This is a genomic window from Brachybacterium muris, assembly GCF_016907455.1.
Classification (GTDB): domain Bacteria; phylum Actinomycetota; class Actinomycetes; order Actinomycetales; family Dermabacteraceae; genus Brachybacterium; species Brachybacterium muris.
In genome coordinates this window covers 1,321,026-1,347,878 of record NZ_JAFBCB010000001.1, presented here as the reverse complement: position 1 = coordinate 1,347,878, position 26,853 = coordinate 1,321,026, and the positions used below count along the sequence as shown (strand labels likewise).

The window sequence follows — 26,853 nt, the reverse complement described above, 5'->3', positions numbered from 1 at the left end:
GCTTGTTGAGGTAGTCGTCTGCCCCTTCGTCCAGGGCTGCGGCACGCTCGAAGCTCTCCCCCACCTGTGTGAGCAGGATGACCGGCAGCCAGTCGTGACCCGCCCGGATGCGGCGCAGGGCCTCCCGGCCGTCCATCACCGGCATCATCACGTCCAGGATCACCAGGTCCGGGGTGCTCGCCTCGATGCTGCGCAGGGCCTGGGCGCCATCGGCCGCCGGCTCGACGTCCAGGCCGCTGCGCTCGAGCACCCCGGTGAGGTGCTCGCGGATGGTGGCGTCGTCATCCACCAGCAGGATGCGGGGACGATCAGCCGTCATAGCGGATCTCGACGCGGCGATTCTCGGCGCGGCCCTCCGGGTTGTCCTCCCCGCCCTTGCTGTTGGGGGCGACGGGATCGGTGTCGCCGTGACCGGTGACCGTGAGGTCCAGATCCGGCCTGGCGGCGGCGATCGCATCGGCCACGGCCTGGGCGCGCTCCTGGGAGAGCACGTCGTTGCCGCGGTGGTACGGGACGTCGTCGGTGTGGCCGTCGACGGAGACGGCGCCGCCCTCGGGGATCTCCCCCACCAGCTCACCGATCTTCTTCTGCGCGACCTCGCTCAGCTCGGCCGAGCCGAAGTCGAACAGGATGTCCGACTCGAGGGTGATGGTGGTGGTGCCCCCTTCGGTGACCCGGTCGTCGACCGGGGTGACGTTGCGGTCCATCGCGGTGATGTTGGCATCCAGGGAGATGACGTCATCGGCCCGCGCGGCCCCCGCGCCGATCAGCAGTGCCGCGCACAGCGCGGCGACGCCGAGGGGTCTCGTTCCCGTGCGCCTCATCGGATCTCCACCCCCGTGACCATCGGTGCACCGTCGACCATCATCACGTCCATGGCGGTGACGTCCTCCGGCGGGGCGGCGAAGGAGGCGTAGGCGTAGAAGGTCTGACCGGGCTTGAAGCGCATGCTCTGGTAGTCCGTCTGCCCGACCTTGGCCCCGCCCAGCACACCGTGCTTGTTGAGGTTTACGGTGTCGATGGCGTACGGGTGCCATCCGCTGTTGCCGAGGAAGTGGTAGAGCTGTCGCGCGTCCTGGGAGCCGGTGTCGCTGTTGACGGTGAAGGCGAAGGTGGCCACCACCGTGTCGTCGCGCCGCTCCAGGCCGAACAGCTCCACGGTCATGGTCGCCTCGTCATTGCCCTCGACGGTGGCAGGGATCTCTGCCGTGGCCACCGGTTCCCCGACGCCGCTCAGGTCCACGCCTGCCGCAGCGGCGTCGTCGTCCACCACCGCGTCCTCCTCATCGGAGCCCGCCGTGCCGTCACCGCCCCCCTCGCTCCCGCCGTCGGAGGCCTGGGGATCCTGCTGATCCGTCTCGGAGCCGTCGCCTGCGGGGTCCTCGCCCTGCTCGACGGTGGGATCGGAGCCGCCCGTCGGCTGCTCGTCCTCCCCGATGCCGAACTGGCATCCGGCCGCCAGTGCCGTGATCAGGCTCGCGGCGGCCAGGCCGCGGACGATGCGGGATGTGCTGCGTGCTGTGGCGTCCATGCTGCGCCTCCTCGGGCGGTGGTGGACGACCCCCTGCCGTCCGCTTGCTCTCGACGCTATCGACGCGATGTGGCGGCGTTGTCGCACCTCGGTCGCGGTATCGCGATCCTATGTCGCCATCTCGCGACAGGCCGGTGGCGGGGACGATCACGCGGCGGTGTCGCGCCGGAGGCCACGGGCCAGATGGGACCCAGGAGCCGCCGAAGAACAAGGGGCCGTGAGAACCCGAACCCGTGGGCAACCATGGATCCGTCGGCTCCAGAACCGCCCCCTCCGGGAATGCAGAACAGCCCCGGCCGGGGCCGGGGCTGTTCTCGTAGGTGGGCGATACTGGGATCGAACCAGTGACCTCTTCCGTGTCAGGGAAGCGCGCTACCGCTGCGCCAATCGCCCGTGCACCCGAGGGCGCTGGGGAAATGGAGCGGACGACGGGACTCGAACCCGCGACCCTCACCTTGGCAAGGTGATGCTCTACCAACTGAGCCACGTCCGCACATCGGCCAGGCCGACGAAGGAACACCCTAGTGCTCCCGCGGTTCAGTGCGCAAACGCATGCGGCCCCTCGTGGCAGAGGTCACCGGGCGGCGCGGCCATCGGCACGCCTGTCGCGGCCGCCGGCACACCCGTCATAGAAGGACCCCCACCGTGCAGGGTTAGCACCCACGAGCCGGGCCGGCCGCCGACGGGGCGTAGCTCACACCCCCAGATGCACGGGTCACCCCGAGAAGCGTGTAATATTCTGGAGGTCCGCCTGAGAGGGCGGGCACCGAGGGTGGAAGCACCTGAGGGCGATTGGCGCAGCGGTAGCGCGCTTCCTTCACACGGAAGAGGTCACTGGTTCGATCCCAGTATCGCCCACGGCGAGGTTCACGCAGTCCCTCCGGGGAAACCGTGGACAACGCATTGCGGACGTGGCTCAGTTGGTAGAGCATCACCTTGCCAAGGTGAGGGTCGCGGGTTCGAGTCCCGTCGTCCGCTCCGGGAGCGGCGCACCCGACATCACTGTCGGGAGCGCCTTTTCCATAAGATGCGCAAGCATCGTGGTGGGTTGGCCGAGAGGCGAGGCAACGGCCTGCAAAGCCGTGTACACGGGTTCGAATCCCGTACCCACCTCCACCGTCGCCCTCGGGCGCGGCAGGGACGGACCACCAGGTCCCACCCCGCGGGCGATTGGCGCAGCGGTAGCGCGCTTCCCTGACACGGAAGAGGTCACTGGTTCGATCCCAGTATCGCCCACCAGGACGTTCGCGTCCGTGGCTGCATCGACGGAGATGATCGCCCGATGAACCACCCTGATCCCGCAGGTTCCACCCTCGAGAACGCTCGTAGCGCGCTGCGCGAGGGTCAGGCCCACATCCTCCTCGAGATCGTCGAGACACTCCCCCTCACCGCACGACGCAGGATCGGGCGGGCACTGATCCCCTCGGCGCGCGCGGCCCTCGCCGCCCCGGGAGGAGCGGAGGATCCTAACCACTGGAACGGGGAACTCGACAGCCACCACGGCGATGCCGCCGACGTGGTCCGGCTGATCGCCGCCTCCGGTCCGGCTGCCGCCGCGAAGCTGAACACCCTGGACCTCCGCGTTGCCCGCGACATGCTCCCCCGCCTGTTCCCCGGCGACCTGCCGGTGTTCGTCGAGGAGTGGTCAACCCGCTTTGCTCGGCGGCCGAGAGCCGTGGACGCCAACCGCGGTATTGAGGCGATGTTCGACTGGGCCCATCGAGACTTGCTCCCTCCCCCGACCCAGCAGGGGGCCGTGCTGGCCCTGATCTCATGGGCGCCGCAGTCCTCCGGGGCACACCTCCTGCGCTACCTCGAGGCCCGCCCCGTGCTGATCCGCACCACTCTTCCGCTGCTGTTCCAGGTGCCGGGCGTCAAGGGAGCCTCGGCCGCGCAGACGGACGAGTCGAACCTGGACCGCCACGGGCACGGGCTGCGCACCTATGTCATCCCCGCCCTGGTCAGGCAGGGGCATTGGTCCGTCGAGGAGCTCGGCCGCTGGTGCGAGGACGCGCTGCGGGTCCCCCGATCCGAGTACGAGTACCGCTGGTTCCGCGCCCTGCGGGAGGGCCTAGCACACCTGCACGGTCCAGGAGCCTGAGGCACGCCCGCCGTGCCCCGCTCACTCCACGCACTCCGGGCGCTGCTCACAACACACTCGCCCGCCCCTCTTCTTGTGCTGCCGACGAGAGATTGCGCTCCTTCTCCGCGGGGCGCGTTCGGACACGCACAGGATCGTCAGGTCGTGCCGCTAATCTGACCCCATGCAGATCTGGACCGGACAGTCCTACCCGTTGGGCGCAACCTTCGACGGGTCAGGCACCAATTTCGCCCTCTTCTCCGAAGCCGCTGATCGCGTCGAACTGTGCCTGTTCGACGAGGACGGCACGGAGCGCCGCATCGAGGTGACCGAGGTGGACGCCTACGTGTGGCACATCTACCTGCCATCGGTGCAGCCCGGGCAGCGGTACGGCTACCGCGTGCACGGCCCCTTCGATCCCGCCAATGGGCAGCGCTGCGACCCCAGCAAGCTGCTGCTGGACCCGTACGCCAAGGCGATCGCCGGGATGGCCACCAACCACCCCTCGCTGTACAGCTACGACTTCGAGGACCACAGCAAGCGCAACACCGAGGACTCGGCTGCGCACACCATGCACTCCGTGGTGGTCTCCCCCTACTTCGACTGGGGCAACGACCACCCGCCGGCCCACGAGTACCACGACACCGTCATCTACGAGGCCCACGTCAAGGGCCTGACCATGCAGCACCCGGACATCGACGAGTCGATCCGCGGCACCTACGTGGCGATGGGCCACCCCGCGATCATCGAGCACCTGAAGTCCCTCGGCGTCACCGCCGTGGAGCTGATGCCGGTGCACCAGTTCGTCCAGGACGGCCACCTGGTGGAGAAGGGCCTGCGCAACTACTGGGGCTACAACACCATCGGCTTCTTCGCCCCCCACAACGAGTACTCCTACGCCGGTGACACCGGTCAGCAGGTCCAGGAGTTCAAGCAGATGGTGAAGAACCTGCACGACGCGGACATCGAGGTGATCCTCGACGTGGTCTACAACCACACCGCCGAGGGCAACCACATGGGCCCCACCCTGTGCTTCCGCGGCATCGACAACTCCGCCTACTACCGCCTGGTGGAGGAGGACAAGGCCCATTACTACGACACGACCGGCACCGGCAACTCCCTGCTCATGCGCACCCCGCACGTGCTGCAACTGATCATGGACTCGCTGCGCTACTGGGTCACCGAGATGCACGTGGACGGCTTCCGCTTCGACCTGGCCTCCACCCTGGCCCGCGAGCTGCACGAGGTGGACCGCCTCTCGGCGTTCTTCGACATCATCCAGCAGGACCCGATCATCTCCCAGGTGAAGCTGATCGCCGAGCCGTGGGACCTGGGCGAGGGCGGCTACCAGGTGGGCGGCTTCCCGCCCCTGTGGTCCGAGTGGAACGGCCGCTACCGCGACACGGTGCGCGACTTCCACCGCTCCGAGCCCGGCGTGCTGGGCGAGTTCAGCTCGCGCCTGGCGGGCAGCTCCGACCTGTACCAGCACACCGGTCGCACCCCGATCGCGTCGATCAACTTCGTGACCGCGCACGACGGCTTCACCCTGCACGACCTGGTCTCCTACAACGAGCGCCACAATGAGGCCAACGGTGAGGGCGGCAACGACGGGGAGAGCCACAACCGCTCCTGGAACTCCGGCGCGGAGGGCCCCACCGACGATGAGGACGTGCTGACCCTGCGGGAGCGCCGGGCCAAGAACCTCATGGCCACGCTGCTGCTCAGCCAGGGCGTGCCGATGATCCTGCACGGTGACGAGATGGGCCGCACCCAGCAGGGCAACAACAACACCTACTGCCAGGACAACCAGCTGTCGTGGATGGACTGGAACCTGGACCGCACCCAGCAGGAGATGCTGCGGTTCACCCGCGAGATGATCGCGCTGCGTCGCGAGCACGCCATCTTCCGCCGCCGCCGCTTCCTCCAGGGCGTGGTGCGCGAGGACGTCGACTCGAACCTGCCGGACGTCGAATGGCTGCGCACCGACGGTGCCCCCATGACGGACTCCGACTGGAACGAGCCGCAGAACAAGTGCCTCACGGTGTTCCTCAACGGCTCGGCGATCCCCGAGCCCAATGAGCGCGGCGAGGCGATCGTGGACGACTCCGCACTGATCCTGTTCAACGCCTCCGGCAACGACGTGATCTTCACCCTGCCCGGCGAGGACCACGGGAAGGTGTGGACGGTGGAGGTCGGCACGGGCGGCACCCTCGAGGTGGGTGCCGAGATCGCCGCCGGCGAGTCCATCACCCGCCCCTCGCACTCCTTCCTGGTGCTGCTGCGTCCGCCGGCTAGCACCGACCCGGAGGAGATCGCCGTGGAGGACCTGGAGAAGCCCGAACTGGCCTGATCCCGCGACGTCCCGCGGCGTCCGACGGCACCTGACCGCCTGACCACATCCGAGGAAGAGACCCTGTGACCGACGAGAGACAGTCCACCGTCCCTACCTCCACGTACCGGCTGCAGCTGCATGCCGGGTTCACGGCCGACGACGGTGCCGCCCTGGTGCCGTACCTGGCGCGTCTGGGCGTGGGGCACATCTTCTGCTCCCCCGTGCTGCAGGCGGCGCCGGGTTCCGTGCACGGCTACGACGTGGTGGACCACACCCGCATCAGCGAGGAGATCGGCGGTGAGGCGGCCCTGCGCCGCCTCGCCGATGCCGCGCACGCCCACGGCATGGGGCTGATCGTCGACGTGGTGCCCAACCACATGGCGATCCCCACCCCGATCTGGCACAACCGCGCCCTGTGGTCGGTGCTGAAGGAAGGGCCTGCCTCCCCGTATGCGGACTGGTTCGATCTTGACGCCTCCGCGGAGCTGTCGGTGCTGGTGCCTGTGCTGGGCCGCCCGATCGGTGCGGTGCTGGCCGACGGGGAAATCTCGGTGGGCACCGCCGAGATCCCCCAGCCGGACGGCTCCGTGCTGGAGGAGCAGGTGGTGCGGTACTACGACAACGTGCTGCCGATCGCCGCCGGCACCGAGCACCTGGGCCTGGCGGACCTGCTGGACCGCCAGTGGTACCGCCTGGCGTACTGGAAGGTCTCCGACGAGGAGCTGAACTACCGGCGCTTCTTCGACGTCAACACCCTCGTTGCGGTGCGGGTGGAGCTGCCGGAGGTGTTCGAGGCCACCCACGCAACGCTGCTGCGCCTGCAGGCCGAGGGCATCATCGACGGCTACCGCATCGACCACCCCGACGGCCTGGCCGATCCCCGCGGGTACCTGCGGGACCTCGACCGTGCCACCGGCGGGGCCTGGACCGTGGTGGAGAAGATCCTGGAGGGCGAGGAGCAGCTGCCCGGGGACTTCCCCTGCGCCGGCACCACCGGCTACGACGCCCTGTGGCGGGTGGGCGGCCTGTTCCACGAACCGCACGGCGCGCTCGGGCTCACCCACCTGTGGCAACGCCGCACCGGCGACCAGCGGCCCTTCGAGGAGGTGGCCGAGGAGGCCACCGAGCTGATCGTCACCACCAGCCTGTGGGCGGAGATCGAACGGCTCACCACCCTGATTCACCGCATCTGCCAGGAGGACATCCGCCTGCGCGACACCACCCGCCGCAACATCCAGCGGGTCGTCGTCGCACTGCTGAGCTCCATGGACCGCTACCGGGCGTACATCGTCCCGGGTGAGCCGGCCTCCGGCTCCGAGCGGGCCGTGATCGAGCATGCCGCCGCCCGGGCCCGCCGCATGCTGGGCGAGGACGAGGACGTGCTGGCCGCCCTGGAAGTCGTGGTGGCCCTGGTGTGCGGCGACGAGGTGGGTAGCGCCGGCCGCACCTCGAGTGCGGAGCGGGCCGAGGTGATCGTGCGCTTCGCCCAGACCTGCGGCCCGGTGCACGCCAAGGCCCTGGAGGACACCGCCTTCTACCGCTTCACCCGCTTCGTGGCCGTCAACGAGGTGGGCTCGGACCCGGATCGGATCGGGGTGGAGCCCGATGCGGTCCACGACCACGCCGCCACCATGCTGCGCACCCGCCCCGATGCGATGACCACGCTGTCCACCCACGACACCAAGCGCAGTGAGGACGTGCGGGCGCGCCTGGCCGTGCTCACCGAGCTCCCCCTGGAGTGGGCGCTCACGGTGCAGGCGCTGGACCAGGCCACGGCCGAGCACCGCGGCGACCGCGTCGACGGTGCGATGGAGCTGCTGCTGTGGCAGACCCTCGCTGGCTGCTGGGACCTGCCCGGCTCCGGCGCGGAGCGCATCACCGTCGAGCGTCTGGACGGCTATCTGACCAAGGCGATGCGCGAGGCCAAGGTGCACACCACCTGGACCGAGCAGGACGCCGAGTACGAGACCCAGGTGCTCGAGCTGGGCCGGGCCGCGCTGGCCAGCGAGCAGGTGGACGCGATCCTCACGGACTGGACGCGCCGCACTCTTTCCTCGCAGCGCTCGACGATCCTGGGCCAGAAGCTGATCCAGCTGACCATGCCCGGGGTGCCGGACGTGTACCAGGGCAACGAGACGATCGACCTGTCCCTGGTGGACCCCGACAACCGCCGCCCCGTGGACCATGCCCTGCACCAGCAGCGCCTGGAGCGGATGATCGACGGTGCGGGCCCGGACGGCATCGGCGACGAGAAGCTGTGGCTCACCCACCGCGCCCTCACCCTGCGGAAGGAACGCCCGGAGCTGTTCCAGGGCCGTGAGGCGAGCTACCGCCCGCTGCCCACCACCACCGGGCACGCCTTCGCCTTCGGCCGCGCCCACGGCGACGGCGAGCTCGACGTGGTGACCGTGGCCACGCGCCTCGCCCATGGCCTGTCCCAGCGCGGCGGCTGGGGCGAGGCGTGGATCGCCCTGCCGAAGGGGCAGTGGCGGAACGCTCTGACCGGCACGGAGCACCGGGGCGGCCAGCTGGCACTGTCGTCCCTGCTCGCCGAGTGGCCGGTGGCGCTGCTGGTGCGCACCGCAGCGGATGAGACCCCCTCCGAGCAGGAGAGCGACAACCCCGAGAGGACGGCATGACCCCCACCGACAGCGACCGCGCACGTCAGGAGAGCCCCGTGGCGCCCCGGCGCCACGACCGCTACGAGGTGTGGGCCCCGTCGGCCTCCCGCGTGCAGATCCGCATCGACGGCGCCGAGCATGAGATGCAGGCCCAGACCGATGGGTGGCACCGCCTGCCCGAGGTGCCTGCGCGGCCAGGTGCCCGCTATGCGTTCCGCCTGGACGGCGACGGCCCCTGGGTCCCGGACCCCCGCTCCCTGTCCCAGCCGGACGGGGTGCACGCCGACAGCGAGGTGATCGACCCCGCGCTGCTGCAACGGGAGACCGACTGGAGCGGCCGCAGCCTGCGCGGCGCCGTGCTCTACGAGATGCACGTGGGCACGTTCACGCCCGGCCCGGACGGTCGCGGCGGCACCTTCGACTCGGCGATCGAGCGGCTCGACGAGCTGGTGGAGCTGGGGGTGGACGCGGTCGAGCTGATGCCCGTGGCCGCATTCCCCGGTGACCGCGGCTGGGGCTACGACGGAGTGGGGCTGTACGCCACCCACGCCTCCTACGGGGGCCCCGCAGGCCTGGCCCGCTTCGTGCAGGCCGCCCATCGGCGCGGTCTCGCGGTGGTGCTGGACGTGGTGCACAACCACCTGGGGCCGGCCGGCAACTACCTGGGCATGTTCGGTCCGTACTTCACCGACGCCTATCAGACCCCGTGGGGCCCGGCGGTGAACCTGGACCAGGAGGCCGCGCGCGAGGTGAGGGACTTCCTGCTGGGATCGGCGCGGCACTGGCTGGTGGACATGGGACTGGACGGCCTGCGCCTGGACGCCGTGCACGAGCTGCGCGACCGATCCTCCCGGCACTTCCTGGCCGAGCTCTCCGACACCGTGGACGCGTGGTCGCAGGAGACGGGACGCGAGCTGACGCTGATCGCGGAATCGGACCGGAACCAACCGGCCACCGTCACCCCCACCTCCGCCTCCGGTCTCGGCATGGACATGCAGTGGGCCGACGACGTGCACCACGGCGTGCACGCCTGGATCACGGGCGAGCAGCGCGGCTACTACGCGGACTTCGGCAGCTCCGAGGTGCTCACGCGCGTGCTCACCGGCATGTTCCGGCACACGGGCACCTGGTCCACCTTCCGCGGCAGGCAGTGGGGTGCGCCGGTGGACCCGGCCTCACCGCACTACGACGGACACTCCTTCGTCACGTTCCTGCAGAACCACGACCAGGTGGGCAACCGGGCCCGCGGAGACCGCATCCACCACGGCCTGGACCCCGCCCGGCATGCCGCGGCGATCGCCCTGGTGCTGCTGGGCCCGGGCACCCCGATGCTGTTCCAGGGCGAGGAGTGGGCGGCCTCCACGCCGTTCGCGTACTTCACCGATCACGACGAGGAGCTGGGTGCCCTGGTCAGCGCGGGCCGCGCCGAGGAGTTCGCGGCGATGGGCTGGGCGGACCAGGTGTTCGACCCGCAGGATCGCGGTTCCTTCGAGCAGTCGATGCTGCAGTGGCAGGAGCGCACCGAGGGTGACCACGCTCGCATGCTCGCCTGGTACCGCACCCTGATCGCACTGCGTCGCGAGCACCCCGAGCTGCGGGACCCCGATCTGCGGCGTGTCGAGGCGGAGGTGCTCTCCGAGGACGCGGTGCTGCTGCGTCGCGGGAGCATCGAGATCCTCGCCCATCGCGGCGACGGTGGGCTGGAGACGGGCTCCGCGCCGCGTGAGGTGCTGGCCGCCTTCGGTCAGGTGGCGGTCGATGAGACGGCCGGCCTGCACCTGGACGGGCCCGGCGTGGTGGTGACCCGCAGCTGATGGCGGGATGACCCGGGCCTGACCGCCCACGCATCCCGGGCTACCGGCTGATCCCCATGGTGCGGCTCACCGCGGCCGTGTGAGCCGACGGCGCTGCGCTGCGGGCACGCGCCGCGCAGCGGACGCTCAGGAAGGGTCGCCCCCGTCTTCCACCAGGGCGGCCCCGTCGGTGGCCAGGGACGCCAGGCGCGAGAGGGAGCGGTAGTACTTCTTGCGGTACCCGCTGCCCAGCAGATCCTCGGAGTAGAGGTGCTCGAGGACATCACCGCCGTCGGCCGCGGAGACGGGCACCGGCACCTTCCGGTCGTACAGCCGGTCCACCAGCACCACCAGGCGCAGGGCGTCGTTGTGCGAGTCCACCCGCCGGACCCCTGTCAGGTGCGCGCAGGTGACGTCGTCGATCATCGCGCCGTAGCGTGAGGGATGGACCCGGGCCAGATGCGCGAGCAGCTCGTCGAAGGAGTCCAGGGTGGCGCCGGACCCGGTCCGGGCGTGGGCTGAGACCGCAGCCTGCGGGAGGGCGCGGATGTTGACGGCGCCGTCACGACGGCGGTAGTCCTGGCCGTCGATGCGCATCACCTCGAAGCGCTCCGACATCGACTGGATCTCGCGCAGGAAGTCCTGGGCGGCGAAGCGTCCCTCCCCCAGCGCCTCGGGCAGGGTGTTGGAGGTGGCGGCCACCGCCACGCCCCGATCGGACAGCTCCCGGATCAGTCGGCTCATCAGCAGCGTGTCACCGGGGTCGTCCAGCTCGAACTCGTCGATGCACACCAGCTGCGACTGCGCCAGCTGGTCCAGCGCCTTCTGGAAGCCCAGGGCTCCCACCATGTTGGTGTACTCCACGAAGGTGCCGTACACGCGGTTGCCGCCGACGGCGTGGAAAAGGGAGGTGAGCAGGTGGGTCTTGCCCACGCCGAAACCGCCGTCGAGGTAGATGCCGCGCGCCGCGTCGGTGCGCCGCTTGGAGCCGAGCCCCAGTCGGTCCAGGAGGCCGCCCTTCTTCTCACCCTCGCCGATCTGCGCGGCGAAGGCGGTGATGCGCTCCTTGGCCTCGGCCTGCGAGGGGTGCGCGGGATCGGGGACGTAGGTGTCCAGACGGGCATCGGCGAACCGCGGCGGGGGCACCAGGTCGGCCAGCAGGCGTTCCAGGGTGGGTTCGGGGCGGCGATCGGCGAGCGCGGAAGTCACGCTGGCCAGTGTAGGGGCGCGCCGGCCCCCGTCGTACGGGGCAGTGGCACTCACCTCAGAGCATCGTCTCAGAGCACCGTCTCAGGGCATCCACCCCACCTCGTAGGGTGATGACCATGTCCCCTGCCACCGATCCGACCCCCGTCCCCGCAGCCGATGACAAGGCCCCTCTTCAGCTGCTGTGGCGCGATGGCGTGCCCCTCAGCGCTCCACTGCCGGTCACCCACGATCAGCAAGGCGCTGCGCTGTTGGCGGAGCTGTACGCCTATGCCCCGGACCGGGTGCACGTGCGGGCCATGATGAACACCACCGTGGACGGCGCCGTGGCGGGCGCCGACGGCACCAGTGGGTCCCTGCGCAATCCCGACGACTCCTTCGTGTTCGGGGTGCTGCGGGCCCTGACGGACGTGGTGGTGGTGGGATCGCAGACGGTGCGCGCCGAGGACTACCGCCGCCCCCTGGGACGCCGTGACCTGCTGGATCCTTCCCGCAGACCTGCCGGGGGGTCGCGTCCGGCACTCGCGATCTGGACCAGCACCGGAGAGCTGCCCTCCTCGATCGAGGCCGAATGGCCCACCTACCTGCTCTCCCCTGCCGAGCATGCAGCAAGGGTGCAGGAGCGCTCAGGGATGCCCGCCGAGCACGTGATCGCCGCGGGAAGCGCGCGCGAAGCGGTGGAGTCCCTGGTGGCGCGCGGCTACCGGGGGATCCAGGCCGAGGGGGGTCCGAGCACCCTGGGCCGGCTCGCGGAGGAGGGCCTGCTGGATGAGCTGTGCGTCTCGGTCAGCCACCGCACCGTGGGCGGCCCGTCACCCCGGATGATCGACGGGCAGGCGCACGATCAGCGCTGGGAGCTCTCTTCCCTGCTGGTGGGCCGGCACGCCACCATCACCCGGTACCGCCGCCCGCTCTGACCCGCGCGCCGGGCGGGGCCCGCGCTCAGATCCGTTCGCCAGTGGAGCCCGGCAGCGGTGGTGCCGCGGGATCACGCACCGGCAGGTCGAGGGTGTCCACATCGACGTCCAGACCCAGGGTGCCCACCAGGTGGCGCGCCACGATCCGTTCGATCCGCGCTGGGTCCAGGTTCCACTCGCGGGTGTGGGAGGCACCGTCCACGGGCACGAAGCGCACCAGGTCCGGGCGCAGCGAGGCCAGGTGCCTGCTGGGGCCGGGGGGCACGGTGGCATCGTCCATCGCGTGCAGCAGCAGGGTGGGGTGGGCGAGGTGCTCGCCGTAGAACTCGGGCCGCATCTCGTGCAGTGCCAGGGGTTCGCGCAGCCGCACGGTGCGTGCACCGAGCGGGGAGGTCATCATCCACATGGCGATGTGGCGCATCGGCACCGGGGCGCGCAGGGACGCGGCGTGGTATCCGAGGATGTCGTGCCAGTCCACCGCCGGGGAGTCCAGGACCAGGGTGGCGATGCGGTCACGGTGGGCGGACCGCACGGAGGTGCGCAGGGCGATCCCGCCGCCCATCGACCAGCCCACCAGCACGATCCGCTGCGCACCGTGGGCAAGGGCGAAGGCGATCGCGGCCTCGGTGTCCTCCCATTCATCGCTGCCCAGGTGGTGCATGCGATCCGCCGAGGGCGGGGCCCCGGTGTCATTGCGATAGGTGATCGCGAGGCTCACGAGGCCCAGGCTGCGCAGCAGCGGCATCAGGCGCAGCGCCTCGCCCCGAGCGGCGCCGTGACCGTGAATCAGGATCGCCCAGGTCTCGACCTGGTCAGGACCCGGCCCGGTGCCCTCGGTGCGCCGCCCGGCTGCACCCGAGGCGGGGTCGGGGCGCACCAGCCAGGCCGGCATCCTGCCCACCGGGGAGTCGATCTCCACTTCCTCGGTGGGGAAGCCGTGGGCGGTGATCGGGGAGCCGGACCAGTAGAAGCCGTTGACAGCGGCGCGGTCCACCCGCAGCGGCTCCTCCCCGTCCGTTCCCAGCAGCGGACGTGCCACTGTGGTCGGGGTGGGGCGGTGCGTCACCGGTCCGAGCCGCACATGCGCGGCTCCACCGGCCTGTCGCAGCGCCAGGTACCCGCCCCGGGTGGCCTCCCCCACCGCGTCCAGGTGCACCCTGTCCGGGTGGACGGCCCGCACCGCGATGTCGCTGCGATGACGAAGGCTCTGCTGCGGGACCAGGGGCAGGCGCGCCATGATCCGCGCACCGAGGGTCAGCAGCCCTCCGCTGAGGGTGAACATGGTCGCGGCGACGATGCCGCCGGTCACCAGCGTGCCGGTCCATCGTGCCTGCTCGATGACCTGTTCGGGGGCGCGACGGGACAGGAGGGGAAGGCGGCGAAGGCGCGTGCCGGACCACGGGCGGGGCATGGCCCCACTGTACTGGGAGGCATAGGATCAACGGCATGAGCAGTTCGTTCGTCGTCCTGTCCGAGGTGAGGATCGCTCCCGCGGACGCCATGCGGGCACTGGAGTACCTGGGCCTGGGCCCGGGGGCACAGCCCGCCGACGGCCCGGATGACACCGGCACCACCGGTGATCCGGGAGTCCTGCGCGCCACCGTGGTGGTGCCCGAGAAGCTGAGCCGCCCGATGATGGTCGAGGTGATCGACCGCCTGGGCCTGCTGGACCTGCAGGGTGCCTGGGACGCGGTCGCGGAGCGCCTGCACCCGGAGTCCTCCGAGCGGGCCACGGCCCCCGAGGTCCTCGCCTCGGTGACCAAGGCATTCACTGCCGCCGGCTGCGCGGTGGAAGGGCAGGTCGCTGCCGATGCCCCGCTCCAGGTGGTCTCGGACCACCTGGCAGATGGGTGCGAGACCCAGACGGTGGTGGTGTTCAGCGACCCGCAGCTGCTCGAGGAGACCTTCGCCCAGGACTGGGCCCACCACCTCGAGGACCACCTCAGCGCGACCGTGCTGCACCTGTACCCCGGCACCCCACAGATCGGAACCTCCTGATGTCCAACGATCCAATCGGCTCCCGCCCCTACCCGATCGCCCTCAGCGACGAGCAGTGGCGCGAGAAGCTCAGCCCCGAGGAGTACCAGGTGCTGCGCCAGGGCGGCACCGAGCGCCCCTTCACCGGTGAGTACGAGGAGGTGCGGCCCGCCGGCACCTACGCCTGCCGTGCCTGCGGTGCGGAGCTGTTCACCGCCTCCACCCAGTTCGATGCGCACTGCGGCTGGCCCGCCTTCTGGGCCCCCCAGGACAGCGACGCGGTGGAACTGCTGGAGGACACCTCCCTGGGGATGCGCCGGGTGGAGGTGCGCTGCGCCAACTGCGGCTCCCACCTGGGCCATGTCTTCGAGGGCGAGGGCTTCGCCACCCCCACCGACCAGCGCTACTGCATCAACTCGATCAGCCTCCTGCACCAGGACGACTGAACGGGGCTGCCCGGGAACTGCCGGTCCCGGCGCGCCTGCCCGGGGGCGAGGACCTGCGCCGCTACGCTCCCAGGGTGTCCGTCCACAGAATCCGCTCCGGCGACGACACGTTCCGCGCCGCCATCTCCGCCATGACCGCAGCACCGCTGCGCCCGGAGGTGGAGTGGCGCGAGATCCCTGCCCCCTCCCGCATGGCCCCCTCCACCTGGGCCGCCACCGCGGAGATCGTGATGGGCGAGGAGGAACTGGCCAGTGGCCGCCTGGTGGTCCTGCACGACCCGGCCGGGCAGGAGTCCTGGGACGGCACCTGGCGCATGGTGGTGCTGGTGCAGGCACAGCTGGAGCCGGAGTTCGCGGTGGAGTCGATGCTCGGTGACGTGGCCTGGTCCTGGGTGACCGAGTCCCTCGAGCTGCATGACGCCTCCGCCCGGGAACTCGGATGCACCGCCACCCGCGTGGTCTCCCAGTCCTACGGGGCGCTCGCGGAGCGTCCCTCCACGGTGGACGTGGAGATGCGCATCTCCTGGACCCCGGAGGACGACCAGGAGCTGGACCTCGCGCCGCACTTCGCGGCCTGGACGGCGATGCTCGCCGCCGCGGGCGGGCTCCCCCCGGCACCGGCACGCGTGGCACCCCTGGCACCGTCCCACCGGGCGCGTGCCCCGCACGACTGCGAGGATCCCGGGTGAACGATACGAGGTACCCCGACAACAGCACCCCGGACGAGGTCGAGCAGGCCGCGGACGGAGCGGAGCGGGCCGCCACGCCCCTGACCGCGCCGCGCGACGGCCTGGCACCGGTGATCGACCGCATCCAGCCGCTGGTGGCCTGGTGCGAGAATGCCACCGCTGACGACGGGCCCATCGCGGTGGATGCCGAGCGGGCCTCCAGCTACCGCTACTCCAACCGCGCCTACCTGCTCCAGCTGCGCAGTCGCAGCGCCGGTACCGCTCTGATCGACCCGGTGGCCTGCACCGTCCCGCCCACTCTGCAGAAGCTGATGGGTGAGCGCGAATGGGTGCTGCACGCCGCCGGGCAGGACCTGCCGAGCCTTGCCGAACTGGGCCTGCACCCCCCGCGCCTGTTCGACACCGAGCTCGCTGCGCGCCTGCTGGGCATGGATCGCGTGGGGCTCTCCGCCGTGGTGGAGGACACCCTCTCCCTGGCGCTGGCCAAGGAGCACTCTGCGGCGGACTGGTCCAAGCGACCGCTGCCGGAGAGCTGGCTGACCTACGCCGCCCTGGACGTGGAGGTGCTGCTGGAGGTGCGGGACATCCTTGCCGGCCGTCTGCACGAGGCCGGCAAGGCCGAGTGGGCCCGCCAGGAGTTCGAGCACGAGCGCACCCGGGAGCATCCCATCGGCCGGCAGGGCCGCTGGCGGGCCATGCACGGCATCGGTGCGCTGCGCTCCCCCCGGCAGATGGCGGCGGCCCGCGCCATGTGGGAGCGTCGCGACGAGATCGCGCGCCGTGAGGACCTCTCCCCCCACCGCGTCATCCGCGACCGCGACATCGTGACGGCAGCGAAGGAGGCCCCGCGCGGTCCCGAGGCCTTCACCCGCGCTCTGCCGGCACGGCTGCGGAAGAAAGACATCTGGTGGCAGGCCGCCCGTTCGGGGATCGAGCTCCCTGCGGCGCACCTGCCGCAGCGGGCCGAGCCCAGTTACCCGCCGCCGCACAAGCTGTGGTCCAAGAAGCACCCGGAGGCGTGGGAGCGCTACCGAGCGGTGCGGGAGGCCGTCGCCGAGCTCTCCGAGAGGGCGCAGGTGCCCACGGAGAACCTGCTGCAGCCCGCGGCTCTGCGCCAGTGGGTGTGGGAGAACGAACAGGCCGGCGACGAGGCGCAGGTGCGTGAGCAGCTGTCGGCGCTGGGTGCACGCCCCTGGCAGGCGGAGATCACCGCGCCGGTGCTGGTTCAGGCGATTCGCTCGCTGCCCCTCAGTCCCGACCCGGCCGGAGCATGAACGGAGCATCAGCCGGGCGCAGGGCATGCGCGGTCGCATCGTGACGACCTGACCGGTCACCTGGGACTTCTGCCCGATCCGTGGCTGCGCCGATGCGCACCGCGTGCAGGGCCAGCAGGGCGCTGACGGTGGTGCCGTTGGTGATGCGCCCCTCGAGCACTGCCTGCACGGCTGAATATTCGCCTCGCTGGGGTCCGCTGATCGAGGGTTCGGGTGCCACGTCGCTGCCGTAGCGGTGGCGTCGTTCGGGACCACCAGTGGTGTCGTTGGGGCCGCTCTGTCTACGCTCCTTCCGCCGTGTGTATAGGGCACGCGGCGGAAGGAGCAATCTGGAATGGTACGGAAGATCAGGGCGAAGCTGGTGCTCCAGCTGCGCGCAGAAGGTCTGTCGGGGCGAGCGATTTCGTCCTCGCAGGGCATGTCCCGCAAGTCCGTGAGGGCGGTGTTCGAGGCCGCTGACGCTGCAGGGATCGGGTGGGGCGATATCGCGGACGTCGCCGATGAGCAGGTGTATGCCCGGTTGTTCCCGGGCCGGGGCGAGCACGAGAGCGTGTTCGCACAGCCGGACTGGGAACAGGTCCATCGAGAGATGGCCAGGGTCGGCGTGACGCTGAAGCTGTTGCACGGCGAGTACTTCGACGCGACCACGGCGGCTGGGGATCCGGCGATGGGGTATGACCGGTTTTGCCGCACCTACCAGCACCACGTCATGGTCACCGGTGCCGCTTCGAGAGTCGGTCACAAGGCCGGCCAGAGCGTGGAGGTCGACTGGTCCGGCCCCACGATGGAGCTGGCCGATCCGGTCACCGGCGAGGTCTCGAAGGTGTTCTTGTTCGTTGCCTGCCTGCCTTTTTCTCGTTACGCGTTCTGCTTCCCGGCGCTGGATATGCGCCAGGAGTCCTGGCTGCGAGCGCACGTAGCGATGTTCGAGGCGCTGGGCGGGACGGTCCCGAGGATCGTTCCGGACAACCTCAAGACCGGTGTGGTGAAGCACCCCCGCGAGGGCGAGATCGTCCTGAACGATGCGTATCGCGAGATGGCAGCGCATTACTCGGCGGCGGTGCTCCCGGGGAGGGTGCGGAAACCGAAAGACAAGGCGAGCGTGGAGAACACCGTCGCGCACGTCGCGACCTGGGTCATCGCCGGGCTGCGGGATCAGCGATTCACGTCCCTGCCCGAACTTGCAGCCGCCATCGGGCAGCGGATGGAGGCCTATAACGCGGAGCCGTTCCAGAAGCGGCCCGGATCCCGCGCCAGCGTGTTCGACGCGGAGGAGCGGCCGCTGCTGACGCCGCTGCCGGCGGTGCCCTACGAGATCTCGACATGGCACTACGGACGACGAGTGGGCAGGAACGGGCACGTCACGTTCGCGCGGAACTTCTACTCCGCGCCGTTCGCGCACATCGGCGCGAAGGTCGATCTGCGCATCACGGCCCGGACGCTGGAGATCTATCAGGGCAGCCAGCGACTGACCAGTCACCTGCTGCTCCCGGAGACCGCGAGCAATGAGTACCGCACCAACGACGCGGACCTACCTGCGGGCGAGCGTTTCCAGGCCTGGGACGCGCAGAGGGTGCGGGCGTGGGCAGATCGGGTCGGGCCGGCCACGGTGATCGTGATCCAGCGGATCTTCGAGTCCGTGCCGATCGTGGAACAGGGCCTGGATCCCGCGTTGGCGGTGCTACGGCTCTCTCGCCGCTTCTCCGTAGATCGGGTCGAGGCGGCCTGCGCACTCGCGCTGACGGGACGGGTCCGTTCACCGCGCTATGCGCATCTGCACCCGATCTTGGCCACCGGGCAGGACAAGGTCGCCGCCCTGCGTCCACCCCGCGAGGAACCCGCGGAAGACGGCGGATACGTCCGTGGCGCCGACTACTACGCCGGAGGTGTCCGGTGAGCGTGATCGATAACGACACGAAGCGGAAGCTGCGCGAGATGGGCGCGACCGCGCTGCTGGACGCGATCGATGCCCAGGATGAGGCTCACGTGCTGGGGATGTCGTTCCAGGAACGGCTCCAGCTGATCGTGGACGAGGCGCATTCCATCTTCAATCATGGAAAGGTCGAGGGTCTGATCCGCCGGGCGGGGCTGCGTTATCCCGGAGCGGACCTGCGGCGGCTGGATCTGGTCGAGGAACGGGGACTGAACCGGAACGTGATCGCGCAACTGGCAACCTGCTCCTTCATCCAGCGGCAACAGAACGTGGTCTTCCAGGGCTTCACCGGCTCAGGGAAGTCCTACCTCGGCTGCGCGCTGGCGAAGCAGGCCTGCCAGCACCGGCTCCGAGCCCACTACATCCGAATGCCCGACCTCGAAGAGGCCTGGGCCCTGGCAAAGGACAAGCCGCAGGGCCAGACGAAGTTCCTGCGGAAGTACTCCACGTTCTCGCTGCTGGTGATCGACGAGTGGCTGCTGGACCATCCTGACGAGGGAATGCGTTCGATGCTGCTGGAACTGCTCGAGCGCCGCTATGACACCGGCTCGACCGTGTTCTGCACCCAGTACCCGAAGAAGGACTGGCACGCCCGGCTCGGTGGAGCAGTCCACGCCGATGCGATCATGGACCGCATCGTGCACAACACAATCTGGATCGACACCGGCGACAGGAACATGCGAGAACACACCGCACTGCCCCAGTGACCCGATGCCGGCGGGAGCCAGTGGTCCCCACCGCGGCGGCTACTGGCCCCCGTCGGCACGATCGGCGGTCCCCAAGAGCAAGATTCGGTGGCTCCCACGACTACGAATACTCACACGGCCTCGGCGAGCGGCACCCAGCGGGACACCAGCTCGGCCTCCTCATCGGTGCGTTCGAAGTCCTGGTCGCTCTCCTGCACGCCGGTGGCGAGATACACGCGGATCACCTCGTCGTTGCCGCCGGGGCTGGGGCGCAGGTCCACCAGGGTGCGCATCCGCCCGGGTTCGTAGCCGGTCTCCTCGGCCAGTTCCCGGGCCGCGGCGATGTGGGGCAGCTCACCATTCATGTCCAGCAGTCCGGCGGGGATCTCCCACAGGGAATGGCCCACGGGGTGGCGGTACTGGCGGATCAGCAGCACCCGGTCCTGCTCGTCGACGGCCAGCACGGCGACGGCACCCGTGTGCCACACGTACTCACGGTCGAAGCGCACCCCGTCGGCGAAGTCCACGGTGTCGCGCACCAGGTCCCACACCATGCCGCGGTGCAGCACCTCTCGGTGGACCACCTCGCGGTGGTCTGGCTCATCGCGCAGTTCGTTCATGACAGCTCCTCGGTGGGGGCGGGGTGGACCGGGTCCACCTCGAGCAGGCGGGTGGCGCGCTGCGCATCCAGTGCAGCACCGATCAGGCCCGCGAACAGCGGATGGGCACGGGTGGGGCGGGACTTCATCTCGGGGTGGGCCTGGGTCCCGATGTAGTAGGGGTGCACCTCGGTGGGCAGCTCCACGAACTCCACCAGGGAGTGGTCGTCCTCGAGCCGGGAGGTGCCGGAGACCCGCAGCCCCGACTCCTCCAGCTGGGTGCGGTAGGCGTCGTTGACCTCGTAGCGGTGCCGGTGGCGCTCGGACACCTCGGTGGTGCCGTACACCGTCGCCGCCAGGGACCCCTCGACCAGCTGGTGGTCGTAGGCGCCCAGGCGCATCGTGCCGCCCAGGTCGCCCTCGCCCGAGACGATCCCCACCTGTTCGGTCATGGTGGCGATCACCGGGTGCTCGGTGGCGGGGTCGAACTCGGTGGACTGCGCATCGGCCCAGCCCAGTTCGTTGCGGGCGTGCTCGATGACCATGCACTGCATGCCCAGGCAGATCCCCAGGGCCGGCAGGCCCTTGGTGCGGGCGTGGCGCAGGGCGCCCACCTTGCCGTCCACGCCGCGCACGCCGAAGCCGCCGGGCACCACGATGGCGTCCACGTCCTTCAGCTGCTCCTGGGCGCCCTCGGGGGTGGCGCAGGTGTCGGACTCGATCCACTGGATGGTCACCTTCGCGCCGTGGTGGAAGCCTCCGGCGCGCAGCGCCTCGGTCACCGACAGGTACGCATCGGGCAGGTCGATGTACTTGCCCACCAGGCCCACGGTGACCTGGTGAGCGGGCTGGTGGACGCGCTGCAGGAGCTGGTTCCACACGCTCCAGTCGGCGTCGTGGCTGAGCAGGTCCAGGCGCCGGATCGCGTAGGCATCCAGCCCCTCGGAGTGCAGCACGTGCGGGATGTCGTAGATCGAGGGGGCGTCAGGGCAGGTCACCACCGCATCGATGTCCACGTCACACATGGAGGCGATCTTGGTCTTGACCGAGGTGGGCAGCTCACGGTCGGCCCGCAGCACGATGGCGTCGGGCTGGATGCCGATGGAGCGCAGCGCCGCCACGGAGTGCTGGGTGGGCTTGGTCTTGAGCTCCTGGGAGGGGCCGATGAACGGCACCAGGGACACGTGGACGAAGAACACGTTGTCCCGGCCCAGGTCCTGGCGCACCTGCCGGGCGGCCTCCAGGAAGGGCTGGGACTCGATGTCACCGACGGTGCCGCCGATCTCGGTGATCACCACGTCCACATCGTCGGTGGCCTGGGAGCGCATCGACTCCTTGATGGCGTTGGTGATGTGGGGGATCACCTGGACGGTGTCGCCCAGGTACTCGCCTCGGCGCTCCTTGGCGATCACCCCGGCGTACACCTGGCCGGTGGTGACGTTCGCCTGGGCGGTGAGGTCCTCGTCCAGGAACCGCTCGTAGTGGCCGATGTCCAGGTCGGTCTCGGCACCGTCCTCGGTGACGAAGACCTCGCCGTGCTGGAAGGGGTTCATCGTGCCCGGGTCCACGTTGAGATAGGGGTCCAGCTTCTGCATGGTGACCCGCAGGCCGCGGGAGCGCAGCAGCATGCCCAGGCTGGACGCGGTCAGTCCCTTGCCGAGGCTGGAGACCACACCGCCGGTGACGAAGATGTGGCGTGCCCTGCCGGGGTTGCGGAAGGGCTTGGTGGAGGGGCCGCCGCCCAGGCGAGGGATGGGGCCCGTGGTGCGGGGGACGCCACTGGGGGGTTCCGTGCCGGGGTTCTCGAGGCCGGGGGCCTCGGTGCCGTGGTTGCTGGGGCCGGGGGTGTCGCTCGGGGACTCAGAGCTCGCGCGGGTATCTGCCACGGACTCTCACCCTACCGCCGCGAAGCCCCCAGCGCGAGGACATCGAGCAGCTGCTGCATCAGGTCCGCCTCGGTGGGCAGCTGGTCCGCACGGTCACGGGACGCTTCCTCGGCACGTCGTCGCACCTGAGGATCGGCGTGTCGCAGGATCGCGGCGGCGAGCGAACCAGGGTCCCCCACAGGGACCAGCTGGGCGGCCTCGCCCGTGACCCAGCGGGTCCCACCGGCGTCGGTAGCGACGATCGCACGTCCGGCCCGCAGCGCTTCCTGCAGTCCTACCGGCTGCCCCTCCCATATCGCGGAGGACACCACCAGATCAGCTGCCGCCAGCAGTGCAGGCACATCGGCGCGGTGCCCCAGCAGGTCCACCGGCAATTCCTCCGCACGGATCCGCGTGGACAGCTGCTCGCGCAGCGGCCCGTCCCCGGCGATTCGGATCCGGATCGGGGTAGTCGAGTCCCGCAGCCAGGCGGCGGCATCCAGCAGCGTGTCCAGCCCCTTCTGCTCCGCCAGGCGTGCCAGCACCAGCACGTCCAGCCCTGGTGTGTCGCCGCGAACCGCCGCGTCGGCCCCGGCGGGCGCGCCAGGTGCCGTGGAGTCGAGGGGGCCTGACGGGACCGGGCTGGTGCCGGTGCCGGTGCCGGGCGCGGGTATCACCGCGTGACGGGCGTCGCGGGCGCCGGCGCGCCGGGCGTCCTCCAGCAGGTCCGGAGACACGCACAGCACGGTGTCGGCACGACGGGCGATGATCCGCAGCAGCAAGGTGCCGATCATGCGTACCGACCGGGAGCCCAGGGTGCGGTTGTGCAGGGTGACCACCAGGCGCGGGCCCACCGCGCTTCCCGATCTCGCAGCAAGGGCGGCCAGTGCCCCGGCCCGCAGCCCGTGGGCGTGCACGGCCCGGGGGCCGAGTCTCACGATCTCCCGGCGCAGGGTCCGCACGGTGCGCAGGTCCTTCGCCGGGTGGGGCCGGGCCGGGATCTGCACCGCGGACTCGTGCACCCCCACCCCGATCTCGCGCGCCAGAGCTACCTCATGGTCCACGTGCGCGGCAAGGCCCCCTGTCGCCAGAGGCCGCACCACCAGCACGGAGCCAGCCCGCGGGAGGGAGCTGTCCGGTGCGAGCGAGCTCTCCGGTGGGAGAGAGCTGTCCGGTCGTGGCGCACCGGTCATACCCGCTCCCCCGTGCCGGGGGCCGGCTGGCGGCGCCGGCGCAGCAGGGACGGCAGTCGCCGCAGCAGCGGGAGGTCGGTTGCCGCGAGCACCGCGCCGCTCAGCACCGCTGCGACCAGGCCGGCGGCGATCCCGGACAGGATCGAACCGGTGACACCGGTGGCGCTGGTGACCAGCCACTTGGCCAGCAGCAGCCCGGGCACGGCACCGGCGAACAGCGCCACCGGTCCCATCAGGGAGGTGCGGCGCAGCAGGTGCCCGTCGCCACCGGGTTCCACCACCTCGGCGATGCGGCCCAGACCCACCAGGGCCGACAGGGACATGCCAATCGCGATGCAGACGCCGAAGGCGGTGGCGGCCTCGGCCGCGGAACGTCCGGGACTGGGCAGGGTCACCACCAGGATGAGGGCACCGGCGGCGCCCCAGCCCACCGAACCCACCAGCAGGGCGTCCCGGGCCCGCAGCGCGGCCGAGAGCACACGGGTGCACTGCGTGGTGACGGCGTACCCGGCCAGGCCCAGCGCCAGCGCCGCGGAGGTGGAACCCACTCCTGCCGCGCCGGAGCGGTCGATCAGCCGGAAGAACTGCTCCACGGCAGGTGCCCCGGCGATGAGCATCGCTGAACCGGCCACGGCCACCACAATCACGGTGCGCACCGAGGCGGAGGACACGCGCGCGAATGCCACCGGGTCGCCCACCAGGCGCAGCTCCGCCAGGTGCGGGAACACGGCGGTGGTCAGCGGCACCACCAGCACGGCGAAGGGCAGCAGGTACACGGCCTGGGCGTACTGGAACACCGGCAGGGTGCCGGTGCCGCCCGCGCCCATGGCCAGCAGCAGCACCAGGCCGAGCACGGCCTGCTGGGCCCCGACGGCACCGATGCCGGCGGTGCCGAGGGCGAGGGCCTGCCTTCCCACCCCGGCGGGAAGGCGCAAGGTGGGCCGCAGTCGAAGGCCGACGCGCAGCGAGGCCACCAGCACCGGCAGGCACATGACGGCGACGCCCCCGGTGGTTCCCCATCCCAGCCATCCGATGGCGGGGGGGCCGATGGTCGAAGCGGTGGCCACCGGCGGCACCAGGGCGGCGTACACCCGGTAGGACGCCATCACCACCAGGGAGGACAGCAGCGGCATCAGCGCCGGCCACACGAAGCGCTTGCGGGCCTGGAGGTACGCGCCCAGGATCACCGCGATCCCGTAGAGCGGCAGCTGGAGGGCGAAGATGCGCAGCAGGCGGGCACCGAGCTCCAGGCCGGGTCCGGAGGTGTCCTCGCTGCCCAGCAGCAGCTCGGTGAGCGGCCCGGACAGGGCGATCACGGCGGCGGCCAAGGCGATCGTGACCAGCAGCGTCCAGGTGAGCAGTGCGGAGATGATGCGATCGGCGCGGTCACGTCCCTCCGCCGCGTCGTCGGGCGGCGGCTGGGCGGTCGCGGTGCCGTGCACGGGCAGCTGCTGGCCGTCGCGGTCCTTGCGCTCGGGGACCAGCCCGGCCACCAGGGGAACCACCACGGCGGCCAGGGCCCCACCGGCGACCACCTCGAACAGCACGTTGGGCAGGAGGTTCGCCGTGGAGTACGCGGTGCCCACGTCGCCCGCTCCCACGCTGGCCCCGAACACGAGGTACCGCACGAACCCGGCGATGCGGGCCACCACGGTGATGATCAGGATGATCCCGGCGCTGCGCAGCACAGCACGCGCGGTGCCGCCGAGCGGCGAGGGATCTGTAGTCGGGGACTGCTCGGTGCCGCTCATCCCACCTGCCCCGGGTCGGCCCCAGTGCTCTTGAGGCTGCCGCTGCCCGGCTCGGCGGGCAGGGGGATCCTGCCCCAGCGGTCCAGGGTGCGCAGCAGCGGGGTGCGGTCGATGACGGCGCTGAAGCTGACGCGCTCGCTGGCCAGCGTGAGAGCGGCCACCCCGGCAAGCAGAGCGATCCGCACCGGCGGGGACACCCGCCGGGTGATGGAGAGCCCCGCGGCGGCTCCGAGGGCGTTCGCGCCGGCGTCGCCCAGCATGCCGTGCTCGGCGAGGTCCGGCAGCAGCGCTGCCGTCGCGGGGATCAGGGCTGCGGCCCCGAGGGCGCGGCCGCTGCGGTCCCGGCCGGCACCCCGATGCGATCCGACTGCCTGCCCTCGCCCGGTCGCTTCCTGGTCCACTGCTGCAGTCAGGGGCGTCGCGGTGAGGGCGGCAGCAGCGGGGATGACCACCTTCAGGGCCCGCCCGGGACGCAGGTCCAGCAGGTTCACCAGGTTCGCGCTGCCGGCCACGAGTGCACCGTCGGTCAGCACCAGGGCGATGTGTGCGGGGATCGTGCGGCCGGCACGCTCCGGCGGTGCGACGGCGGTCGCGATCAGTGCGAGGGCGGGGATGCCGAGAGCCTTGGCGGCGCCGGTGGTGAGGCGGCCCGCACGAAGAGCACCGAGGTGGCCCCGCAGGCCCTTGGCGACGGGCCGTCCCGCCCGGCGCTGCCGTGGCTCGAGCAGATCATCCGCCAGCCCCAGCGCCCCCACCCCTGTGAGCACCAGGGCATCGAACCGTCGGCCCAGGACCGCTGTCATCAGTGCGACGGCTCCGGTCACCGCGGCACCCTCGGCCAGGGAGACGGTGCGACCGGCGTAGTTGGTGCGCTCGAGCTCTGCCTGCACCGCAGTGACGAGGGAGCCGCTCACTCCGCTCCTCCTCCGTCCGAGGGCCCGCCGGTGGCGTCGCCGGAAGGTTCTTCCATCTCGTCCCGGATCACCGCTGCCTCCGGCAGGTTGGGGACCCGTGCATCGGCATCGGCGGTGGTGCCGTAGTCGCCTGCACCGCCGCGCAGCTGCTCGATCAGTGCCAGCACAGCGAGCACGGGGCCATCCGAGGCCTGCAGGCGATCGGTGGTGGACAGGTCCGCGAAGGTGCTGTCACCGCGGACGCTGCGCAGGATGCCCACGGTGCCGTCGTTGTCCGGGGTGGCCACGGAGAGCACGGAGGGGGTGCCGGAATCAGCCAGTGCGGTCAGCAGGCGGGTCTGCACGGTGAGCAGCTGCTGGGCGCGGTCGGCGGCGGTGGGGTCGTCGTCGCTGGCCACCGTCAGCTGCGCCGGCTCAGCGGCGGCGTACACCACGGCCGAGGCACGTGGCGGGGCGTCGCCGTCGATGGTGACCAGCTGGTTGTCGATGAGCACCTGCCATACCTGGGCGCGCAGGCCGGGGGTGACCTCAGAGCTGGAGTCCTGGGTGAGCAGGGTGATGATCATGTCGGGCAGCTGTTCGGACGCGTCCAGGTCGCGGTCCAGCAGCACGGGGGCGATCCCGGCCACGGCATCCAGGGCGTCCGTGCGCCGCTGCTCGCTGCCCGGGTCCCACAGGGCCGGCTGCAGGGTGATGCGGGTGATCGATCGTGCCCCGGCGTGCTCGAGCAGCCCGGAGAGGTTCTGGACGGGCTGCCGGGTCGAGTTGTGGTCGCTGATGACCACCACGTCGTTCTGCTCCAGGGTGCCGGCCACCAGGTCAGGTCCGATCTCGGTGATGAACCCGGAGAGGTGGTCGTTCTGGGTGCGCAGGTCGTCGGCCTGGGCACGCAGGTCGTCCTGCTCGCTGCGCAGCTGCTCGACCTGTCCGGCGAGCTGGGCGCCGAGGCTCTCACGCAGTGGCCCCGCCCCGAGCACGATGCCCACGGCGAGCGCCAGGAACACCGAGATCAGGGAGACGAGGTGGTAGCGGAAATCGATCACGGA

At 70.8% G+C, this 26,853-nt stretch carries 22 protein-coding genes, 6 tRNA genes and 1 pseudogene; 15 read left to right on the top strand and 14 right to left on the bottom strand.

Annotated elements, in window-relative coordinates; genetic code table 11:
- Window positions 1–25: 25 nt before the first annotated feature.
- From JOD52_RS17700 to JOD52_RS06215, 5 genes and pseudogenes are all read right to left on the bottom strand, one after another.
- Window positions 26–319: pseudogene (locus JOD52_RS17700) on the bottom strand (response regulator transcription factor); the annotation flags it as partial.
- Window positions 309–824: an OmpA/MotB family protein gene (locus JOD52_RS06230; protein ID WP_204409103.1), complete on the bottom strand. Its 516-nt coding sequence runs from the start codon at window positions 822–824 to the stop codon at window positions 309–311. The pseudogene JOD52_RS17700 and the gene JOD52_RS06230, both read right to left, overlap by 11 nt.
- Window positions 821–1,531 carry a hypothetical protein gene (locus tag JOD52_RS06225; protein ID WP_204409102.1) on the bottom strand — a complete coding sequence of 237 codons (711 nt, stop codon included), beginning with the start codon at window positions 1,529–1,531 and terminating at the stop codon, window positions 821–823. Before JOD52_RS06225 ends, JOD52_RS06230 begins: the two co-directional genes overlap by 4 nt.
- 321 nt (window positions 1,532–1,852) lie before the next feature.
- A tRNA-Val gene (locus JOD52_RS06220) sits at window positions 1,853–1,924 on the bottom strand.
- Between the two features lie 24 nt (window positions 1,925–1,948).
- Window positions 1,949–2,024, bottom strand: a tRNA-Gly gene (locus JOD52_RS06215).
- A 293-nt stretch (window positions 2,025–2,317) separates the two neighbouring features.
- Between JOD52_RS06215 and JOD52_RS06210 the strand changes: the two genes are divergently transcribed.
- The 8 genes from JOD52_RS06210 to treZ all read left to right on the top strand — a co-directional run bounded on the left by JOD52_RS06210 (window position 2,318) and on the right by treZ (window position 10,378).
- Window positions 2,318–2,389, top strand: a tRNA-Val gene (locus JOD52_RS06210).
- A 47-nt stretch (window positions 2,390–2,436) separates the two neighbouring features.
- Window positions 2,437–2,509 (top strand) — tRNA-Gly (locus JOD52_RS06205).
- 64 nt (window positions 2,510–2,573) lie between these two features.
- Window positions 2,574–2,647 (top strand) — tRNA-Cys (locus JOD52_RS06200).
- 48 nt (window positions 2,648–2,695) lie between these two features.
- Window positions 2,696–2,770 (top strand) — tRNA-Val (locus JOD52_RS06195).
- A gap of 43 nt (window positions 2,771–2,813) precedes the next feature.
- The gene (locus JOD52_RS06190) at window positions 2,814–3,632 is read left to right on the top strand and encodes a hypothetical protein (protein ID WP_204409101.1); all 819 of its coding nucleotides are present in this window, start codon (window positions 2,814–2,816) and stop codon (window positions 3,630–3,632) included.
- Between the two features lie 163 nt (window positions 3,633–3,795).
- Window positions 3,796–5,961 (top strand): glycogen debranching protein GlgX, encoded by a 2,166-nt coding sequence (gene glgX, locus JOD52_RS06185; RefSeq protein WP_204409100.1) that lies wholly within the window; start codon window positions 3,796–3,798, stop codon window positions 5,959–5,961.
- Window positions 5,962–6,026: 65 nt separating this feature from the next.
- On the top strand, window positions 6,027–8,582 hold the full coding sequence (gene treY, locus JOD52_RS06180) for a malto-oligosyltrehalose synthase (protein ID WP_259804857.1): 2,556 nt from the start codon (window positions 6,027–6,029) through the stop codon (window positions 8,580–8,582).
- The gene (treZ, locus tag JOD52_RS06175) at window positions 8,579–10,378 is read left to right on the top strand and encodes a malto-oligosyltrehalose trehalohydrolase (RefSeq protein WP_204409099.1); all 1,800 of its coding nucleotides are present in this window, start codon (window positions 8,579–8,581) and stop codon (window positions 10,376–10,378) included. The genes treY and treZ overlap by 4 nt, the downstream gene beginning before the upstream one ends.
- A 126-nt stretch (window positions 10,379–10,504) precedes the next feature.
- Here treZ and zapE read toward each other — a convergent pair whose 3' ends face one another.
- On the bottom strand, window positions 10,505–11,566 hold the full coding sequence (zapE, locus tag JOD52_RS06170; protein WP_204409098.1) for a cell division protein ZapE: 1,062 nt from the start codon (window positions 11,564–11,566) through the stop codon (window positions 10,505–10,507).
- A 116-nt stretch (window positions 11,567–11,682) separates the two neighbouring features.
- On the opposite strand from zapE, the gene JOD52_RS06165 reads away from it, so the two are divergent.
- Window positions 11,683–12,480, top strand: coding sequence for a dihydrofolate reductase family protein (locus JOD52_RS06165; RefSeq protein ID WP_239551814.1), 798 nt, complete (start codon window positions 11,683–11,685; stop codon window positions 12,478–12,480).
- A 25-nt stretch (window positions 12,481–12,505) separates the two neighbouring features.
- Here JOD52_RS06165 and JOD52_RS06160 read toward each other — a convergent pair whose 3' ends face one another.
- Complete coding sequence (locus tag JOD52_RS06160) at window positions 12,506–13,891, bottom strand: alpha/beta hydrolase family protein (protein WP_204409096.1); 1,386 nt, start codon at window positions 13,889–13,891, stop codon at window positions 12,506–12,508.
- Between the two features lie 35 nt (window positions 13,892–13,926).
- On the opposite strand from JOD52_RS06160, the gene JOD52_RS06155 reads away from it, so the two are divergent.
- The 4 genes from JOD52_RS06155 (at window position 13,927) to JOD52_RS06140 (ending at window position 16,866) form a co-directional block, all read left to right on the top strand.
- Window positions 13,927–14,478, top strand: a complete 552-nt coding sequence (locus tag JOD52_RS06155) for a hypothetical protein (protein ID WP_017823722.1) — start codon at window positions 13,927–13,929, stop codon at window positions 14,476–14,478.
- Window positions 14,478–14,903: a peptide-methionine (R)-S-oxide reductase MsrB gene (msrB, locus tag JOD52_RS06150; protein ID WP_017823723.1), complete on the top strand. Its 426-nt coding sequence runs from the start codon at window positions 14,478–14,480 to the stop codon at window positions 14,901–14,903. Before JOD52_RS06155 ends, msrB begins: the two co-directional genes overlap by 1 nt.
- Window positions 14,904–14,977: 74 nt before the next feature.
- Window positions 14,978–15,592, top strand: a complete 615-nt coding sequence (locus JOD52_RS06145; RefSeq protein ID WP_204409095.1) for a DUF3000 family protein — start codon at window positions 14,978–14,980, stop codon at window positions 15,590–15,592.
- Entirely contained in the window at window positions 15,589–16,866 is a 1,278-nt protein-coding gene (locus JOD52_RS06140; RefSeq protein ID WP_204409094.1) for an HRDC domain-containing protein, read from the top strand. Before JOD52_RS06145 ends, JOD52_RS06140 begins: the two co-directional genes overlap by 4 nt.
- Here the strand turns inward: JOD52_RS06140 and JOD52_RS06135 are convergent.
- A complete protein-coding gene (locus JOD52_RS06135; protein WP_239551813.1) occupies window positions 16,841–17,086 on the bottom strand; it encodes a hypothetical protein in 246 nt (81 codons plus the stop codon). The two genes, JOD52_RS06140 and JOD52_RS06135, sit on opposite strands and share 26 nt — an antisense overlap.
- Before the next feature lie 114 nt (window positions 17,087–17,200).
- Between JOD52_RS06135 and istA the strand changes: the two genes are divergently transcribed.
- Both istA and JOD52_RS06125 read left to right on the top strand, forming a co-directional pair.
- Window positions 17,201–18,763 (top strand): IS21 family transposase, encoded by a 1,563-nt coding sequence (gene istA, locus JOD52_RS06130; protein WP_204408388.1) that lies wholly within the window; start codon window positions 17,201–17,203, stop codon window positions 18,761–18,763.
- Window positions 18,760–19,506 carry an ATP-binding protein gene (locus JOD52_RS06125; protein ID WP_338124028.1) on the top strand — a complete coding sequence of 249 codons (747 nt, stop codon included), beginning with the start codon at window positions 18,760–18,762 and terminating at the stop codon, window positions 19,504–19,506. Before istA ends, JOD52_RS06125 begins: the two co-directional genes overlap by 4 nt.
- 110 nt (window positions 19,507–19,616) lie before the next feature.
- Here JOD52_RS06125 and JOD52_RS06120 read toward each other — a convergent pair whose 3' ends face one another.
- From JOD52_RS06120 to JOD52_RS06095, 6 genes are all read right to left on the bottom strand, one after another.
- Window positions 19,617–20,105, bottom strand: coding sequence for an NUDIX domain-containing protein (locus JOD52_RS06120; RefSeq protein WP_239551812.1), 489 nt, complete (start codon window positions 20,103–20,105; stop codon window positions 19,617–19,619).
- Complete coding sequence (locus JOD52_RS06115) at window positions 20,102–21,829, bottom strand: CTP synthase (protein WP_204411546.1); 1,728 nt, start codon at window positions 21,827–21,829, stop codon at window positions 20,102–20,104. The genes JOD52_RS06120 and JOD52_RS06115 overlap by 4 nt, the downstream gene beginning before the upstream one ends.
- Window positions 21,830–21,981: 152 nt before the next feature.
- Window positions 21,982–23,013 carry a glycosyltransferase gene (locus JOD52_RS06110; protein ID WP_338124053.1) on the bottom strand — a complete coding sequence of 344 codons (1,032 nt, stop codon included), beginning with the start codon at window positions 23,011–23,013 and terminating at the stop codon, window positions 21,982–21,984.
- 125 nt (window positions 23,014–23,138) lie between these two features.
- The gene (gene murJ / locus JOD52_RS06105; RefSeq protein ID WP_204409093.1) at window positions 23,139–24,893 is read right to left on the bottom strand and encodes a murein biosynthesis integral membrane protein MurJ; all 1,755 of its coding nucleotides are present in this window, start codon (window positions 24,891–24,893) and stop codon (window positions 23,139–23,141) included.
- Complete coding sequence (locus JOD52_RS06100; RefSeq protein WP_204409092.1) at window positions 24,890–25,807, bottom strand: hypothetical protein; 918 nt, start codon at window positions 25,805–25,807, stop codon at window positions 24,890–24,892. The genes murJ and JOD52_RS06100 overlap by 4 nt, the downstream gene beginning before the upstream one ends.
- Window positions 25,804–26,850: a copper transporter gene (locus JOD52_RS06095; protein ID WP_204409091.1), complete on the bottom strand. Its 1,047-nt coding sequence runs from the start codon at window positions 26,848–26,850 to the stop codon at window positions 25,804–25,806. Before JOD52_RS06095 ends, JOD52_RS06100 begins: the two co-directional genes overlap by 4 nt.
- Window positions 26,851–26,853 lie beyond the last annotated feature (3 nt).